Below are 17,944 nucleotides of genomic sequence, written 5' to 3'. Positions count from 1 at the left end.
CCCCTTACTGCGCCTGCACGCGCAACTCTGCTGCGCTACGACTACGGTGACCCAGCAGTGCTTTTACATCACTGGACTTCGGTTTAACCAGCGCAAATTTAGTGGCGAAGGTTGACCAGTTTGCCAGAATCTCTTCACCACGCTGAGAACCGGTATGCTGCACATGCTCGGTGATAAGACCACGCAGATGCTCTTCATGGATAGCCAAATCGTCAACGCTTAAGACCTCGACCAGTTCCGGGTTAACGCGTTTGCGGAAATCGCCACTTTCATCGAGAACGTAAGCGAAGCCGCCGGTCATACCCGCACCGAAGTTAACGCCGGTTTTACCCAGAATACAGACAATACCGCCCGTCATATATTCACAGCCGTTGTCGCCAATACCTTCTACCACAGTGATAGCACCGGAGTTACGCACGCCGAAACGTTCACCCGCGCGGCCTGCGGCATACAGACGACCACCGGTCGCGCCATACAGGCAGGTGTTGCCGATAATGCTTGCTTCATGGCTGCGGAAGGCCGAGCCAACCGGAGGACGAATGGCGATTAAGCCGCCCGCCATGCCTTTACCGACATAGTCGTTAGCATCGCCCGTCAGATACAGCTCTACGCCGCCCGCATTCCACACGCCGAAGCTCTGGCCTGCGGTGCCGTTGAAGTACGCTTTGATAGGATCGGCTGCCAGTCCCTGATCGCCGTGCGTCTGGGCGATATAGCCTGAAAGCGACGCGCCAACAGAACGGTCGGTGTTGCGAATATCGAACCAGAAGGTTTTGCTCTGGCGCTCATCGACAAACGGTTTCGCCTGTTGCAGCAACTGCGCGTTCAGCAGGCCGTTATCAAACGGCGGGTTGTTTTCGGTGCAGTAGAGTGCCTTACCTGGATGCGGTTCGGCGGTCTCCAGCAGCTTCGACAGCGCCAGCTTCTGCTGTTTGGCGGTGAAACCGTCCAGCTCTTTCAGCAGGTCGGTACGGCCAATCAGATCCACCAGACGCGTTACCCCCAGCTGTGCCATCAGCTCGCGGGTTTCACGGGCGATAAACTCAAAGTAATTCGTCACCTTGAACGGCAGGCCGTGATAGTGATTCTTACGCAGTTTGTCATCCTGAGTTGCTACACCCGTGGCGCAGTTGTTCAGGTGGCAAATACGCAGATATTTACAGCCGAGCGCCACCATCGGGCCAGTGCCAAAGCCGAAGCTTTCTGCGCCGAGAATCGCCGCTTTGATGATATCAACGCCGGTTTTCAGGCCGCCATCAACCTGCAAACGGATCTTATGACGCAGACCATTGGCAACCAGCGCCTGTTGTGTTTCAACAAGCCCCAGCTCCCAGGGGCAGCCTGCATATTTCACCGACGACAGCGGGCTTGCCCCCGTACCGCCGTCATAGCCTGCGATGGTGATTAAATCGGCATAAGCTTTCGCCACGCCAGTCGCGATGGTACCGACGCCCGGTTCGGACACCAGTTTTACGGAGATCATCGCTTTCGGGTTGACCTGCTTGAGGTCGAAAATCAGCTGCGCCAGGTCCTCGATAGAGTAGATATCGTGGTGCGGCGGCGGGGAGATCAGTGTCACGCCCGGCACCGAATAGCGCAGTTTGGCGATGTAAGGCGTGACTTTATCGCCCGGCAACTGACCGCCTTCACCCGGCTTCGCGCCCTGGGCGACTTTAATCTGAATGACGTCGGCATTGACCAGGTACGCCGGAGTAACACCGAATCGACCGGAAGCCACCTGCTTGATGCGCGACACTTTGTTGGTGCCATAGCGGGCAGGGTCTTCACCACCTTCACCGGAGTTCGAGTTACCGCCGATGCTGTTCATCGCTTCTGCCAGCGCTTCGTGGGCTTCCGGGCTTAATGCGCCAATAGACATTGCAGCGGTATCGAAGCGTTTAAACAGTTCGCTTGCCGGTTCAACATCAGCAATGTTGATCGCTTCATCACCCGGCGTAATTGCCAGCAGATCGCGCAGCGTTGTTGCCGGACGCTCATTAACCAGCTTCGCGTATTCCTGATAGTCGCTGTACTCGCCACTCTGGACCGCCTGTTGCAGCGTGCGCACCACGTCCGGGTTGTAGGCGTGGTATTCGCCGCCGTGCACATATTTCAGTAGGCCGCCCTGGCTGATGGGCTTACGCGCCAGCCAGGCACGTTTCGACAGATTCAGCAGATCCTGCTGGAAGTCTTCAAAGCTTGCCCCACCAATGCGGCTGACCGCGCCCTGGAAGCACAGGCCCACTACATCATCGTGCAGGCCGACCGCTTCAAACAGTTTCGAGCAGCGATAAGAGGCGATGGTGGAGATGCCCATTTTGGACATGATTTTGTACAAGCCTTTGTTGATGCCGTTACGGTAGTTCAGCATCACGGTACGATAATTTTTAGCAATCGCCTGAGTGTCTACCAGGCGGCCCAGCGTTTCATAGGCAAGGTATGGATAAATAGCCGTCGCGCCGAAGCCCAGCAACACGGCGAAATGGTGCGGATCGCGGGCGCTGGCGGTTTCGACGATGATGTTGGCATCGCAACGCAGACTTTGATCGACCAGACGGGTCTGGATCGCGCCAACCGCCATCGGGGCCGGAACCGGCAGGCGATCTTTGCCGATATTCCGGTCGGAAAGCACCAGCAATACGGTGCCGCTACGTACCATTTTTTCGGCTTTGTCGCACAGCTCTTTGACCGTCGCTTCGAGCGTGGTTTTGGTGACGTCAAAGGTGATATCCAGCGTATCTGCGCGGTAGTGCTCCTCTTTCATCGTCGTGAGCTGTTTGAAATCGGAGTAGAGCAGAATCGGCGATTTAAAGCTTAAACGGTGCGCCTGGCCTTCTGCTTCGCAGAAGACGTTCATTTCACGACCGATACTGGTGGCGAGCGACATAACGTGCGCTTCACGCAGCGGGTCGATTGGTGGGTTAGTTACCTGCGCAAACTGCTGACGGAAATAGTCGTAAATAATGCGCGGCTGACTGGAGAGCACGGCGAATGGAGTGTCGTCGCCCATCGAACCGACCGCCTCCTGGCCGTTTTCGCCCAGCACACGGATTACAGAGTCCAGCTCTTCCGCGCTGTAGTTAAACTGTTTCTGGTAGCTGGCAAGCGTGTCGTCGTCCAGTTCGCGGCTACCTACTTCTTCATCGGGCAGATCTTCAAACGGTACCAGACGGCGGACGTTTTTCTCCATCCACTCTTTATAGGGATGGCGGCTTTTCAGATCGTCATCGGTTTCTGCCGAGTGCAGAATGCGCCCACTGCGAGTGTCGATTACCATCAGTTCGCCTGGCCCGACGCGGCCTTTTTCGACCACTTCGTCAGGCTGATAATCCCAGATACCGACTTCAGAGGCGCAGGTGATGAGCTTATCTTTGGTGATGACATAGCGCGCCGGACGCAGACCGTTACGGTCAAGGTTACAGGCGGCAAAACGACCGTCAGACATCACGATGCCCGCCGGGCCATCCCACGGCTCCATATGCATGGAGTTAAAGTCAAAGAAGGCACGCAGTTCCGGGTCCATATCCGGGTTGTTCTGCCAGGCGGGTGGTACTAACAGGCGCATGGCGCGGATGATATCCATCCCGCCAGCCAGCAACAGTTCCAGCATGTTATCCATTGAGCTGGAGTCGGAGCCGGTTTCGTTGACGAACGGCGCGGCGTCGTGCAGGTCAGGGATCAGTGGCGTCTGGAATTTATAGGTACGGGCGCGCGCCCATTGGCGGTTACCGGTAATGGTGTTGATCTCGCCGTTATGCGCCAGATAGCGGAACGGCTGCGCCAGCGGCCAGCGCGGTACGGTGTTAGTGGAGAAGCGCTGGTGGAACAGGCAAATGGCAGATTCCAGACGCAGGTCCGCAAGATCCAGATAAAAGCGCGGCAGATCTGCCGGCATACACAGACCTTTATAGATGTTCACCAGATTCGACAGGCTACAGACGTAGAAGTCTTTGTCGGCTTCGAGACGCTTTTCAATGCGGCGGCGGGCGATAAACAGACGGCGCTCCATATCACGCGGACGCCAGCCAGCCGGAGCGTTAACGAAAATTTGCTCAATGCGTGGCAGAGAAGAGAGGGCGATTTCACCCAGCACGCCTTCGTTAGTGGGGACATCACGCCAGCCCACAATCGACAAGGTTTCGCGTTGCAGCTCTTCTTCAACGATGCGGCGTGCGGCAGCGGCGAGTTCAGGATCTTTATTCAGGAAGAGCATCCCGACGGCGTAGTTTTTTGCTAAACGCCAGCCGCGCTCCTGCGCAACGATGCGAAAAAAGCGATCCGGTTTTTGTAATAGCAGGCCGCAACCGTCACCGGTTTTACCATCGGCGAGAATCGCACCACGGTGCTGCATTCGGGCCAGTGCGTGTATTGCAGTACGCACTACCTTGTGGCTAGGTTCGCCTTCTATGTGGGCGATCAGGCCGAAACCACAGTTATCCTTCTCAAGGGATTTATCGTACAACATATCAGTGAACCTCCCCAGGCTCTGCGGGAACCCCACTTCCGAACCGCTACGCACGGGCACAGAAAGAGCGTGGCGACGGGGTTTGCGTGTCATACGCGCGCCTCGCATTCGCCCCCTTGTTGTCCTTTTCGCATCGGTTAATACGGTGAAGAGGGGATCTCAATTACTGCATAAATATGATGAGCAGGCTGCTCATCCAGAAAGCTTCCAGCGGATTTCCAACTTATCGGGAAAGCTGATACAGGTCAAATGGCAAGCTTATTGGTACAAAAATGTGCTTTAGCGCAAAATTCTTTATTAATTATCTGAAATTAAAATATATTTTCTATTTAAGGCTAAAAGGGACGTCGTTAGAGAAACAGCCAATTCCTGACTGTCATTAAGGCGTGTTAACCCTTATCCTGCCTTGAACTGACGAGAAAACCAGCATTTTATACTGCCTTAATTGGTAATGACGTTTCATGCTACTGTTTTTGCCTAAAATCCATAAGGAGATAAAAAAAATCTGACACAAGATAAGCAAAAGTGATTTATGTGATTATGCATGAAATTTCGGTAATTTTGATTGATTATGCAGTTGATAAAAGCAAGCCGGGACGATTGATCCAAGTCATCGCCGAATTGAGCTAAAAATGGCAGGCTTTGGCCTCTTTTCAAGGCGCGGTCTATCAGATTATGCAGTTACAGAAATTAGTCAATATGTTTGGTGGTGATCTCACCCGGCGCTATGGGCAAAAGGTGCATAAGCTGACGCTGCACGGCGGTTTTAGCTGCCCTAACCGTGACGGTACCATCGGGCGTGGCGGCTGCACATTCTGTAATGTTGCCTCGTTTGCCGATGAAGCGCAGCAACATCGTTCCATTGCCGAGCAACTGGCGCACCAGGCGAATTTAGTTAACCGCGCGAAACGCTATCTGGCTTACTTTCAGGCGTATACCAGCACCTTTGCGGAAGTTCAGGTGCTGCGTTCTATGTATCAACAGGCGGTAAGCCAGGCCAATATCGTTGGTTTGTGTGTTGGTACGCGCCCGGACTGCGTGCCAGATGCGGTGCTGGATCTGCTTTGCGAATATAAAGACCAGGGCTATGAAGTGTGGCTGGAACTGGGGCTGCAAACCGCACACGACAAAACGCTGCATCGCATCAATCGCGGTCATGATTTTGCCTGCTATCAGCGCACGACGCAGCTGGCGCGTGAGCGCGGGCTGAAGGTGTGTTCTCACTTAATTGTCGGCCTGCCTGGCGAAGGGCAGGCTGAATGTTTGCAAACGCTGGAGCGAGTGGTTGAAACCGGCGTGGACGGCATAAAACTGCATCCGCTGCATATTGTGAAAGGCAGCATTATGGCGAAAGCCTGGGAAGCGGGGCGTTTGAACGGTATCGAACTGGAAGATTACACGCTCACTGCCGGAGAAATGATTCGCCATACGCCGCCGGAAGTTATCTACCACCGCATTTCCGCCAGCGCCCGTCGCCCGACGCTACTTGCACCGCTATGGTGTGAAAATCGCTGGACGGGTATGGTTGAGTTGGATCGCTATCTTACTGAACATGGCGTACAGGGATCGGCGCTGGGACGTCCGTGGCTACCTCCAACGGCGTAGGCTATTGAGGGGAATTCCGCATTTCTCACACAATTTATAACGTAACTGTCAGAATTGGGTATTATTGGGGCAGGTTGTCGTGAAGGAATCCCCTAATGAAGCAAATTCGTCTGCTGGCGCAGTACTATGTTGACCTGATGATGAAGTTAGGTCTGGTGCGCTTCTCAATGTTGCTGGCGCTGGCCCTCGTCGTTCTTGCCATTGTGGTACAAATGGCGGTAACCATGGTGCTGCATGGTCAGGTCGAAAGCATTGATGTTATCCGCTCTATTTTCTTTGGTTTGTTGATTACGCCATGGGCGGTCTACTTTCTTTCGGTAGTCGTTGAGCAACTCGAGGAGTCACGGCAACGCCTGTCACGTCTGGTACAAAAGCTGGAGGAGATGCGCGAGCGCGATCTAAGCCTCAACGTTCAGTTAAAAGATAATATTGCCCAGCTAAATCAGGAAATCGCCGTTCGTGAAAAAGCAGAAGCAGAACTGCAGGAAACCTTCGGTCAGCTGAAAATTGAAATCAAAGAGCGCGAAGAGACGCAAATTCAACTCGAACAACAATCTTCGTTCTTACGTTCTTTCCTTGATGCTTCACCCGATCTGGTTTTTTACCGTAACGAAGATAAAGAGTTTTCCGGCTGTAACCGTGCGATGGAACTGCTGACCGGGAAAAGCGAAAAACAGTTGGTGCATTTGAAACCTGCGGACGTTTACTCGCCGGAAGCCGCAGCGAAAGTCATTGAAACCGACGAGAAGGTGTTCCGTCATAATGTGTCACTGACCTATGAGCAGTGGCTGGATTATCCGGATGGACGCAAAGCCTGCTTTGAAATCCGTAAAGTGCCGTACTACGACCGCGTGGGTAAACGCCACGGCTTGATGGGGTTCGGCCGCGACATTACCGAGCGTAAGCGTTATCAGGATGCGCTAGAACGCGCCAGCCGCGACAAAACAACCTTTATCTCCACCATCAGTCATGAGTTGCGTACGCCGCTGAACGGTATCGTCGGCTTAAGCCGAATTCTGCTGGATACAGAGCTCACCGCCGAGCAGGAAAAATATCTCAAAACTATCCATGTTTCCGCCATCACTTTGGGGAATATCTTCAACGATATTATTGATATGGATAAGATGGAGCGACGTAAAGTTCAGCTCGATAACCAGCCGGTTGATTTCACCAGCTTCCTGGCCGATCTGGAAAACCTCTCCGCACTGCAGGCGCAACAAAAAGGCTTGCGCTTTGTTCTTGAACCAACACTGCCGCTGCCGCATCAGGTGATTACCGACGGGACTCGCTTACGCCAGATCCTGTGGAACTTAATCAGTAACGCTGTGAAATTTACCCAGAAGGGCCAGGTGACTGTTCGCGTACGTTATGACGAAGGCGACATGCTGCATTTTGAAGTGGAAGACTCCGGCATCGGTATTCCACAGAATGAACTGGATAAAATTTTCGCCATGTATTATCAGGTGAAAGACAGCCACGGTGGCAAACCTGCAACCGGTACGGGTATTGGCCTGGCGGTTTCTCGTCGACTGGCGAAAAATATGGGCGGTGATATCACTGTCACCAGCGAACAAGGTAAAGGCTCTACCTTTACCCTGACGATCCACGCGCCGTCGGTGGCGGAAGAAGTGGATGATGCGTTTGACGAAGATGATATGCCTTTACCGGCGCTGAATGTGCTGTTGGTAGAGGACATTGAGCTGAACGTCATCGTTGCCCGTTCGGTGCTGGAAAAACTGGGCAACAGCGTTGATGTGGCGATGTCTGGTAAGGCAGCACTGGAGATGTTTAAGCCGGGCGAATACGACCTTGTATTGCTGGATATTCAGTTACCAGATATGACCGGGCTGGATATATCACGCGAACTGACGAAGCGTTATCCGCGTGAAGATTTACCACCGCTGGTGGCCTTAACCGCCAACGTGCTGAAAGATAAACAAGAGTACCTCAATGCTGGAATGGATGATGTGCTGAGTAAGCCGCTTTCTGTTCCGGCGCTAACCGCGATGATCAAGAAATTCTGGGATACCCAGGATGATGAGGAGAGCACGGTGACGACAGAAGAGAGTGGTAAATCAGAAGCATTGCTCGATATTCCCATGCTGGAACAGTATCTCGAACTTGTAGGACCGAAGTTGATTACCGACGGGTTGGCCGTGTTTGAGAAGATGATGCCGGGCTATGTCAGCGTACTGGAGTCGAACCTGACGGCACAGGACAAAAAAGGCATCGTTGAGGAAGGACATAAAATCAAAGGCGCAGCGGGTTCTGTGGGGTTACGCCATCTACAACAGCTGGGTCAGCAAATTCAGTCTCCCGATCTTCCTGCGTGGGAAGATAATGTTGGTGAATGGATTGAAGAGATGAAAGAAGAGTGGCGTCACGACGTAGAAGTGCTGAAAGCGTGGGTGGCAAAAGCCGCTAAAAAATGACCCCGGCTAAACCGGGGTGCGCGAATACTGCGCCAACACCAGGGAAATCTTGGCTGCGCCGTAATTTTTTATGATAAGTAACAAAGGCACAGCACTGTTTTTCAGGCCGCATGCAGTTAAGATAGCAAATCTTAAATGATTTGTTACATGAATCAGTTAAATGTGTGATGCGTAGCGTTTTTATTAAAAAAATTAATGTTTTTCAGTCAATTGGGAAAGGATGATCACAATGAAGAAAATTGGCGTAGTTCTGAGCGGATGCGGCGTCTATGACGGTTCTGAAATTCATGAAGCGGTATTGACGTTATTAGCGATATCTCGCAGCGGCGCGCAGGCAGTTTGTTTTGCTCCAGATAAGCAGCAGGTTGATGTCATTAACCATTTAACCGGTGAAGCAATGGCGGAAACGCGCAATGTGTTGATTGAAGCGGCGCGTATTACGCGTGGTGAGATCCGCCCTCTGGCACAGGCTGATGCCGCCGAACTGGATGCGTTAATTGTGCCGGGTGGATTTGGCGCGGCAAAGAATTTGAGTGATTTTGCCAGTCTTGGCAGTGAATGCAGCGTGGACCGTGAGTTAAAGGCGCTGGCGCAGGCAATGCATCAGGCCGGAAAACCGCTTGGCTTTATGTGCATTGCCCCGGCAATGTTGCCGAAAATCTTCAATTTCCCGCTGCGTTTGACTATCGGTACTGATATCGATACCGCAGAAGTGCTGGAAGATATGGGCGCGGAGCATGTGCCATGTCCGGTAGATGATATTGTCGTTGATGAAGACAATAAGATTGTTACCACGCCTGCGTATATGTTGGCACAGAACATTGCGGAAGCAGCAAGTGGCATTGATAAGCTGGTTTCCCGCGTACTGGTTCTGGCGGAATGAGCAAACGCCGCGTAACGGCGTTCGGTTTCGTTCGCCGTTTCATTCTGCGGTTATCGATTGTCCTCTTTGTGCTCTGGGGCGGGGGTATAGCGCTGTTTAGTATAGCGCCAGTCCCGTTCTCTGCGGTGATGGCCGAGCGTCAGCTAAGTGCCTGGCTGCACGGTAACTTTCGTTACGTGGCGCATTCTGACTGGGTCAGTATGGATCAAATCTCGCCGTGGATGGGGCTGGCGGTGATTGCCGCAGAAGATCAGAAATTTCCCGAGCACTGGGGTTTTGATGTCGCTTCCATTGAGAAAGCCCTGGCGCACAACGAGCGCAATGAAAACCGCATTCGCGGCGCATCAACAATTTCGCAGCAGACAACCAAAAATCTCTTTTTGTGGGATGGGCGAAGCTGGGTACGAAAAGGGCTGGAAGCCGGATTAACACTGGGGATAGAAACGGTCTGGAGCAAAAAACGCATCCTGACGGTTTACCTGAATGTCGTCGAATTTGGCGACGGTGTGTTTGGCGTCGAGGCAGCGGCACAGCGTTATTTCCATAAATCCGCCAGCAAACTTACCCGTTCGGAAGCAGCGTTATTGGCGGCTGTATTACCCAATCCACTTCGTTTCAAAGTTACTGCACCTTCGGGCTACGTGCGTAGCCGTCAGGCGTGGATTTTGCAGCAAATGCATCAGTTAGGCGGTGAGTCGTTTATGCAACAACACCAGCTGTATTAGGCTTCGCGCGAGGTGAGGGAGAGCTTTTTGCTTTCACGCGGTTGCGCCTCTTTTTGCAGAGCAACAGCTAACGCCGGTTGAGTGATAAAACGTCGCCACAACCGCTCTTGCTTACGCAGACAACACCACTTCGACCAGGTCGCCAATGGAATCAACGTGCTTTCACCAATGTTGTCACAGACGACGGGGATAATTTCTGACTCACTGATGCGGTGGCAGAGAATATTCTGCGGCTTCAGCGACATCGTCACGATGTGGTTATTCTGCAAATAACGCTTTAACTGTTTCAATAACTGACGCAGTTGCGCGATATCTTCTTCGTAATGGCATTGTTTAGCAAATTCGCTCAGTGTAATAGACGGTTTGCCATCAAAATCGGCAATCACATCGTAGACATAACCGGTTCCGCAATCAGTCTCAACCGTACCGTGATAGCGCGGAATACTGCTCCAGTCTTTCAAACGACGACCAAGATGTGCATAGTACTTTAACTCACGGCGGATCTCTTTATCACCACCGTCGCCACGGTGGTAGACAATTTTAATACAGCGTTGGGCATCTTCCGGATGCGCATAACATTTTCGATGTCTTCCGGTGCCCAGGGGACTTTGTTCAGATAAGCGAATCATGCCATCTCCTGGAGGTATTTTCTGACCGTCTCCAGTATGAGGGCTTAACTTAAACAAAACCTAAACAAGCTTTTTTAAGGTTTTCTTAAGGTTTTATACTTACAGAAAAGCGCACGAAATGTACAATTTGCGAGAAATTGGGATATTTGGGGGTTGTACTTTTTTCGTACGTTAGGGCGGAAGGGGCGTGTCTGGGAGAATTAAGTGTCGGAATGACGAAGATTAATCTTCGTCAAAACCTGAGTTAAAGAGGGCGATGACGGCGGCCAGCGCCTCAACTTCCTGCGGACCGGTCGCTTCGACTTCAATCTGTCGTCCTTTGGCAGAATCCAGCATCAACAGCGCAATAACGCTGTTGGCTTCAGCCTCGGTGCCTTCGTCATTACGTAAAAGCACTTCGGCGTCAAAACCCTGCATTAATTCAAACAGTTTCATAGCAGGCCGGGCATGCATGCCCAGCTTGTTAGTGATTTCGACAGTTTGTTTGACGGTCATGGTTTACGTTTTTCCAGCGTGCGATGGCGTGACTGGACGTTTTTACCGCGTGAGCGGAAGTAGTCAGCCAACTGTTCTGCAATATACACCGAACGGTGTTTCCCGCCAGTACAACCAATGGCGACCGTCAGGTAGCTACGGTTGTTGGTTTCCAGCATAGGTAACCATAGCTCAAGATAGCTACGCGTCTGGTAGATAAAATTGTGTACTTCTGTGTGCCTATCGAGGAATGCGGCGACAGGTTTATCAAGGCCCGTCATCGGACGCAGTTTCGGATCCCAGTGTGGGTTCGGCAGGAAACGTACGTCAAAGACGTAATCCGCGTCGATAGGAATACCGTGCTTGAAGCCGAAGGATTCAAAGACCATTGTCAGTTCACGCTCGCGTTTACCCAGCAGGCGGGTACGCAGCATTTCTGCCAGTTCATGAACGGACATTTCAGACGTATCGACAATCAGATCCGCCCGTGAACGCAGCGGTTCCAGCAGATCGCTTTCTTTGTCGATAGCACTTTCCAGCGACAGATTTTTGCTGGAAAGCGGATGCAGGCGGCGCGTATCGCTGTAACGACGAATCAGCGTGTTACGATCGGCATCGAGAAACAGGAGTTGCGGTGAGAAAGCATCAGGCAGATTGCTCATCGCCTGTTCGAATATTTCTGGCGACTCTGGCATATTGCGGACATCAATGCTGACGGCGGCAGAAATCTCGCGATCGGCCAGAGTCCGAGCCAGATCGGGTAACAGCACTACGGGAAGGTTATCCACGCAGTAAAAACCCATATCTTCCAGCGCCCGCAGAGCGACAGATTTGCCTGACCCTGAACGTCCGCTGACGATCATCAGTACCATGTACTGTTTCTCCTCACAACGTCTAAAAGAGACATTACAGAATAACTACGTTTCATTCGGAGTACCTTCGGTATCCGTAATGATTTGATACAGCTCTTCATCGCTCTGGGCTGCACGTAAACGGCGGCAGATAGTTTTGTCCGCCAGACGTTTCGCGACCAGCGAAAGAGTGTGCAGGTGCGTTTTGGTTTGGTCTGCGGGTACCAACAGGGCAAAAAGTAAGTCTACCGGCTGGTTATCGATGGCATCAAAAGCAATGGGTGTTTCTAGCTGAACGAAAACGCCAACCGCGCGTAGGGTATCTTCTTCCAGTTTGCCGTGCGGAATGGCAATGCCATTACCAATACCGGTACTGCCCATTTTTTCCCGCGTCAGAATAGCTTCAAAAACCACCTGCGGTGGCAGGCTAAGTTGTTTTGCCGCCAGTTCGCTGATGATTTCCAGGGCGCGTTTTTTGCTCTGACAGTGGACGCGGCTTCGCGTACATTCCCTGTTAAGAACACTGCTAAGCTGTAGAGTTGTATCATTATTTGTCATAATTTCACCTAAGAATCTGCCCACTCAAACAGTGGGGCAGATTCGGAGCATTAACCGTACAAATGGCCTGTTGTGCCATACAACAGGCCGCCATGCACTTGCTAATTGCCCGGACAATTAGTGTTGTTTCAATTTATCTTTATGCTTGGTTAGCTGACGTGCCAACTTATCAATTAAGCCATCAATGGCGGCGTACATGTCCTGACCTTCCGCGCTGGCATGAATTTCGCCACCGTTAACATGCAGTGTTGCATCTGAGGTGTGGGTGACTTTCTCCACTTTCAGAACAACATAAACCTGGTTGATTCGGTCAAAATATTGCTCAAGTTTGGCAAACTTTGAGGTGACAAATTCGCGCAGGGCCTCGGTGATCTCGACGTTATTTCCGGTAATGTTGAGCTGCATAGTGTCTTCCTTATCGGTTGGGTCAAACGAGCTGTTTACGCTGGTTTGACGGCGGAATGGATAAAGACTCTCGGTACTTCGCAACAGTACGGCGTGCCACCATGATACCTTGTTCTGACAACAAAGAGGTTAACTTGCTGTCGCTCAACGGTTTCGCTGGGTTTTCCGCCGCGATTAATTTCTTCACCAGTGCACGAATCGCCGTGGAAGAGGCTTCGCCACCCCCTTCGGTATTGACGTGACTGGAAAAGAAATACTTCAGTTCAAAAATGCCTCGTGGACTATGCAGGTACTTTTGCGTGGTCACGCGAGATATCGTCGATTCATGCATCTCGACGGCTTGGGCGATATCAGCCAGCACCATCGGTTTCATATATTCTTCGCCTTGCTCAAAGAAGGCTTGCTGTTGTTCAACAATACAGCGACTGACGCGCAGCAGCGTATCGTTACGGCTTTCCAGGCTCTTAATCAACCATTTAGCATCCTGCAGATTACTGCGGATAAACTGACTGTCGCCATCGTTACGTGCGTTATTGCACATTGAGGCGTAATGCTGGTTGATTTGCAGACGTGGAATACTGTCGCTGTTCAGTTCAACCGTCCACTGGCCGTTATGCTTACGCACCAGCACATCAGGGATGACATATTCCGGTTCACCGGTCTGGATCGACTGGCCGGGGCGTGGATCGAGTGACTGGATCAGATTGACGGCTTCTTTCAGCACATCTTCTTTCAGACGCGTGACGCGCATTAATGAGCGAAAGTCGTGATTGGCCAGCAGATCGAGATGATCGCTAATGATCAGTCGAGCTTCTTCCAGCCACGGCGTGGTTTTATCGAATTGGGAAAGTTGGATCAGCAGACAGTCACGCAGATCTTTCGCCGCCACACCGACCGGATCAAAACGCTGGATCCGTTTCAGGACTGCTTCAACTTCATCGATGTCGATCTCTTCATCGCCCATACTTTCGAGAATATCTTCCAGCGGGACGGTTAGATAACCGGTGTCATCAACGGCATCGACTATGGAGGTGGCGATAGCGCGGTCAGTGTCGGAAAACGGTGTCAGCTCGACCTGCCACATCAGATAATCCTGCAAGGTCTGCGTCGTTTCGCCCTGATAGACCGGCAGCTCATCGTCGATGTAGTCACCGCTGGTGCCTGATGGCGTACCGGCGGTGTAGATGGTATCCCAACTGGCATCGAGCGGCAGCTCTTCCGGCATCTCTTTTTGTTCGAGTGCGTCAGCGGTATCCAGCGTTTCGCTGTCTGGCGTTTCGTGAGTGTCGATTTCATCATGAGTGTCGATTTGCTCAAGCAATGGATTACTTTCCAGCGCCTGCTGTAGCTCCTGCTGAAGCTCCAGCGTGGACAACTGCAACAGACGAATCGCCTGTTGTAGCTGAGGCGTCATCGCCAGTTGTTGGCTAAGCCTGAGTTGCAAACCTTGCTTCATGTTCAGAATCGTACTCTCCTGCTAAAACGTCGCAAACTTCTACCCTATCAGAGTCTGAAGTCTTCCCCAAGGTATACACGCTTAACATGTTCATCTTGTAAGATTTCTGTCGGCGTGCCATGAGCGATTAAATGCCCCTGGCTGACGATATAAGCGCGTTCACAAACAGCCAGCGTTTCACGCACGTTATGGTCGGTGATAAGCACGCCCAGGCCGCTGTCGCGCAGGTGTTCAATGATACGTTTGATGTCGATAACCGAGATCGGGTCAACCCCGGCAAATGGTTCATCGAGGAGGATAAATTTCGGATTCGCAGCCAGTGCGCGCGCAATTTCTACACGACGGCGTTCACCACCGGAGAGCGATTGCCCCATGCTGTCGCGTAAATGCTCAATGTGGAACTCTTCCATCAGCTCGTTCGCGCGATCTTCACGCTGTTCAGCGGATAAGTCGTCACGAATTTGCAGTACCGCCATCAGGTTATCGTAAACGCTGAGGCGACGGAAAATAGAGGCTTCCTGCGGCAAATAGCCGATACCGCGACGCGCACGCGCATGCAGCGGCAGAAGGCTGATATCGTCGTCATCAATAATAATGTTGCCCGCATCGCGCGGCACAATGCCAACGACCATGTAGAAAGTGGTCGTCTTACCGGCACCGTTTGGCCCCAGCAGACCGACAATCTCCCCGGAGTTGACGGTCAGGCTGACGTCTTCCACCACGCGGCGGCCTTTATAGGCTTTTGCAAGGTTCTTTGCAGTTAAAGTTGCCATAACGAATTAATTACCCTTCTTCTGCGCCGGGGTCTGGCCTTTGTTGTTTTTGTCCTGCAACTGTGACGGCACCAGAACGGTGGTCACACGCTTACCTTTGTCACTGAAAGCCTGCATTTTCTGCTCTTTCACCAGGTAAGTGATCTTATCGCCCTTAATATTGCTATCGACCTGCTGCAGATAAGCATTACCCGTCAGAACGACAAAATCTTTTGCCAGTTCGTAATGCATCTGGGAAGCATGGCCTTCGACTGGCTTACCGTTATCCTGCATTTGATAGAAGGTGGCCGGGTTACCGTAACCGTCGATCACTTCCTTGCCTTGTTCACCACCCGGACGGGTGACGACTACTTTATCGGCATTAATTTTAATGGTGCCTTGAGTCACAACGACATTACCGGTAAAGGTAACCACGTTGCCTTGCATATCAAGAGATTGCTGGTCCGACTCAATGTGGATCGGTTGGTCAGTATCTCCGGTAACGGCAAATGCCGGAATGCTGGCGGCCAGAAGTGAGCTGGCAAGCACAAGATTAAGGCTGAGTTTGTTTGTTTTGAATTTCATAGGATGTTCTAACCTTTTCAATCAGCTCGGCATTCTTGCTGCGTAAGTTGCCGCGCATTTTCAGACCGCTGGAGTTAAATGTTGTTCCGTATAACGTGACGAGGTCTTCAGAGGTAACATCCTGCGTCACCAGATTGATCTGCGCGTTATCCGTCGTGATTCTGCGAAGTTGAGAGTCCGGCACGAGTGCGTTGACTTCAACGTGTCCATATAAATAGAGCATCCGGTCATTGGTTAGCTTGGCTTTATCTGCTTTAACCGACCATGTCGGGATTTTATCCTTATCAAACGTGGTAAGTACGGGTTGCGTAAACCACGAAACGGCCTGATCGGAATAATATTCAACGTGTTGAGCAATCAATCGATAGCTTAGGGCTCCTTCTGGGTTATAGACGAGCGTGTCCGTATGCTCGCTTTTATAGGTGGGATCATTGTTGTTGACGACCACCTGGGCGGTATCGTCTTTCTCGGTCATGTTAACGCCGATCATCACCAGAACCGCCAGTGATAGCACAATGATAACCCAACGTCTGGCTTTACTCATATCGATTGCCCTTTGGCTTCATCCAGTTTGCCCTGCGCCAGAAGTAATAAGTCGCAAACTTCACGAACCGCGCCACGACCGCCAGCAATGCGCGTCACGTAATCAGCGCGCGGAATCAATAGCGGATGCGCATCGGCTACGGCCACGCTTAAGCCCACTTTTTCCATCACTGGCCAGTCGATAAGATCATCACCAACGTAAGCCACGTTTTCTGGCGCAATCGCCAGTTTTTCCAGCAGATCGCCAAAGGCGATAAGCTTGTTTGATTGCCCCTGATACAGATGGGTGATCCCTAACGTTGCACACCGATCTTCTACCAGTTTAGCCTTTCGTCCAGTAATGATGGCGACTTCAATATCAGAGGTGAGCGCACAGCGGATACCGTAACCGTCACGAACATTGAACGCTTTCAGCTCTTCGCCATTGTTACCCATATAAATCAGACCATCTGACAATACGCCATCAACGTCGAGGATCAGCAGACGAATGTTCTCTGCTTTTGCCATCACATTGGCGCTAACAGGGCCGTAACAGGTCGCAAGCGACGCACCTGCTTTACTCATTGTTGTTTATCCTTGAATCTTTACACTACGCCAGCACGCAATAAATCGTGCATATGTAACACACCGAGTAAGTGGTCGCCATCGGCAACCATTACGGAAGTGATATGGCGGGACTGCATTAAGTTCAGCGCCTCAACGGCCAGAATGCCAGGACGTACACGAATTCCCCCTGGCGTCATCACATCGGCAATACCTAACTGACGGACATCCACGCCCATATCGAAGACACGGCGTAAATCACCGTCGGTAAAGATGCCTTCAATCATCATATTGTCATCGCAAATGACGGTCATACCAAGATTTTTGCGGGTGACTTCCAGCAGCGCATCGCGCAGGCTGGCCGTTTTCTTGACATGCGGGATCTCGTCGCCCGTATGCATAATATCGCTGACGCGAAGCAGAAGTTTACGACCAAGTGCGCCGCCTGGATGCGAAAGTGCAAAATCTTCGGCGGTAAAGCCGCGCGCTTTCAACAAGGCGACGGCGAGCGCATCTCCCATGACCAGCGTCGCGGTAGTACTGCTGGTTGGTGCCAGCCCTAACGGACAAGCTTCTTTTGCTACTTTAACACACAGATGCACGTCTGCTGCGCGTGCCATGCTGCTCTCCGGACGACCGGTGATGCAAATTAACGGTACATGCAGGCGTTTGAGTACCGGGATTAAGGCCGTGATTTCGCTGGATTCACCTGAGTTAGAAATCGCAATGACCACGTCCTGCGGGGTGACCATGCCTAAATCGCCATGTGCGGCCTCACCGGGATGGACGAAAAATGACGGAGTACCGGTGCTGGCAAAGGTTGCTGCCATTTTGCGCCCAATGTGTCCCGATTTACCCATTCCCATGACCACGACTTTACCTTTACACCAGAACATCTTTTCACAGGCGAGCGTGAAATTCTGATTGATGTATTGATCAAGCTCTGCCAGGCATTCACGTTCAATCGCCAGGACTTCTTTACCTGCTTGCTGAAAGTCAAAACCCGGTTGCAACTCTACGTGCGACATAATGCGTTTC

The 17,944-nt window shown here is 51.8% G+C and carries 16 protein-coding genes; 4 read left to right on the top strand and 12 right to left on the bottom strand.

Annotated elements, in window-relative coordinates; all coding sequences use genetic code 11:
• Window positions 1–4: 4 nt before the first annotated feature.
• Window positions 5–4,465, bottom strand: a complete 4,461-nt coding sequence (gene gltB / locus FEK42_RS07155) for a glutamate synthase large subunit (RefSeq protein ID WP_135493015.1) — start codon at window positions 4,463–4,465, stop codon at window positions 5–7.
• Window positions 4,466–5,140: 675 nt separating this feature from the next.
• Between gltB and FEK42_RS07150 the strand changes: the two genes are divergently transcribed.
• The 4 genes from FEK42_RS07150 to mtgA all read left to right on the top strand — a co-directional run bounded on the left by FEK42_RS07150 (window position 5,141) and on the right by mtgA (window position 10,110).
• Window positions 5,141–6,070, top strand: a complete 930-nt coding sequence (locus tag FEK42_RS07150; protein WP_130260175.1) for a TIGR01212 family radical SAM protein — start codon at window positions 5,141–5,143, stop codon at window positions 6,068–6,070.
• 95 nt (window positions 6,071–6,165) lie between these two features.
• Window positions 6,166–8,502 (top strand): aerobic respiration two-component sensor histidine kinase ArcB, encoded by a 2,337-nt coding sequence (gene arcB, locus FEK42_RS07145; RefSeq protein WP_130219189.1) that lies wholly within the window; start codon window positions 6,166–6,168, stop codon window positions 8,500–8,502.
• A 229-nt stretch (window positions 8,503–8,731) separates the two neighbouring features.
• Entirely contained in the window at window positions 8,732–9,385 is a 654-nt protein-coding gene (gene elbB / locus FEK42_RS07140; RefSeq protein WP_130223766.1) for an isoprenoid biosynthesis glyoxalase ElbB, read from the top strand.
• Window positions 9,382–10,110 carry a monofunctional biosynthetic peptidoglycan transglycosylase gene (gene mtgA / locus FEK42_RS07135; protein WP_135493014.1) on the top strand — a complete coding sequence of 243 codons (729 nt, stop codon included), beginning with the start codon at window positions 9,382–9,384 and terminating at the stop codon, window positions 10,108–10,110. The genes elbB and mtgA overlap by 4 nt, the downstream gene beginning before the upstream one ends.
• Here mtgA and yrbL read toward each other — a convergent pair.
• The 11 genes from yrbL to kdsD all read right to left on the bottom strand — a co-directional run bounded on the left by yrbL (window position 10,107) and on the right by kdsD (window position 17,934).
• Complete coding sequence (yrbL, locus tag FEK42_RS07130) at window positions 10,107–10,739, bottom strand: PhoP regulatory network protein YrbL (RefSeq protein ID WP_135410502.1); 633 nt, start codon at window positions 10,737–10,739, stop codon at window positions 10,107–10,109. The genes mtgA and yrbL overlap by 4 nt on opposite strands.
• 222 nt (window positions 10,740–10,961) lie before the next feature.
• The gene (npr, locus tag FEK42_RS07125) at window positions 10,962–11,234 is read right to left on the bottom strand and encodes a PTS phosphocarrier protein NPr (protein ID WP_000216792.1); all 273 of its coding nucleotides are present in this window, start codon (window positions 11,232–11,234) and stop codon (window positions 10,962–10,964) included.
• A complete protein-coding gene (rapZ, locus tag FEK42_RS07120; RefSeq protein WP_000243741.1) occupies window positions 11,231–12,085 on the bottom strand; it encodes an RNase adapter RapZ in 855 nt (284 codons plus the stop codon). The genes npr and rapZ overlap by 4 nt, the downstream gene beginning before the upstream one ends.
• 45 nt (window positions 12,086–12,130) lie before the next feature.
• Window positions 12,131–12,622 carry a PTS IIA-like nitrogen regulatory protein PtsN gene (ptsN, locus tag FEK42_RS07115; RefSeq protein ID WP_135493013.1) on the bottom strand — a complete coding sequence of 164 codons (492 nt, stop codon included), beginning with the start codon at window positions 12,620–12,622 and terminating at the stop codon, window positions 12,131–12,133.
• A 117-nt stretch (window positions 12,623–12,739) separates the two neighbouring features.
• Window positions 12,740–13,027: a ribosome hibernation promoting factor gene (hpf, locus tag FEK42_RS07110; RefSeq protein ID WP_001176602.1), complete on the bottom strand. Its 288-nt coding sequence runs from the start codon at window positions 13,025–13,027 to the stop codon at window positions 12,740–12,742.
• A 22-nt stretch (window positions 13,028–13,049) separates the two neighbouring features.
• Window positions 13,050–14,483 (bottom strand): RNA polymerase factor sigma-54, encoded by a 1,434-nt coding sequence (gene rpoN / locus FEK42_RS07105; RefSeq protein WP_105281056.1) that lies wholly within the window; start codon window positions 14,481–14,483, stop codon window positions 13,050–13,052.
• A gap of 47 nt (window positions 14,484–14,530) precedes the next feature.
• Complete coding sequence (gene lptB, locus FEK42_RS07100) at window positions 14,531–15,256, bottom strand: LPS export ABC transporter ATP-binding protein (RefSeq protein WP_000224099.1); 726 nt, start codon at window positions 15,254–15,256, stop codon at window positions 14,531–14,533.
• 6 nt (window positions 15,257–15,262) lie between these two features.
• Window positions 15,263–15,820: a lipopolysaccharide ABC transporter substrate-binding protein LptA gene (gene lptA, locus FEK42_RS07095; protein ID WP_064529517.1), complete on the bottom strand. Its 558-nt coding sequence runs from the start codon at window positions 15,818–15,820 to the stop codon at window positions 15,263–15,265.
• Window positions 15,789–16,364, bottom strand: a complete 576-nt coding sequence (gene lptC, locus FEK42_RS07090) for an LPS export ABC transporter periplasmic protein LptC (protein WP_064529518.1) — start codon at window positions 16,362–16,364, stop codon at window positions 15,789–15,791. Before lptC ends, lptA begins: the two co-directional genes overlap by 32 nt.
• Window positions 16,361–16,927: a 3-deoxy-manno-octulosonate-8-phosphatase KdsC gene (gene kdsC / locus FEK42_RS07085; RefSeq protein WP_130204570.1), complete on the bottom strand. Its 567-nt coding sequence runs from the start codon at window positions 16,925–16,927 to the stop codon at window positions 16,361–16,363. The genes lptC and kdsC overlap by 4 nt, the downstream gene beginning before the upstream one ends.
• 20 nt (window positions 16,928–16,947) lie before the next feature.
• A complete protein-coding gene (kdsD, locus tag FEK42_RS07080; protein ID WP_130204572.1) occupies window positions 16,948–17,934 on the bottom strand; it encodes an arabinose-5-phosphate isomerase KdsD in 987 nt (328 codons plus the stop codon).
• Between the last annotated feature and the right edge of the window lie 10 nt (window positions 17,935–17,944).

The organism is Escherichia sp. E2748 (assembly GCF_005781125.1).
Lineage (GTDB): Bacteria > Pseudomonadota > Gammaproteobacteria > Enterobacterales > Enterobacteriaceae > Escherichia.
This window is presented reverse-complemented; position numbering and strand designations above follow the sequence as displayed.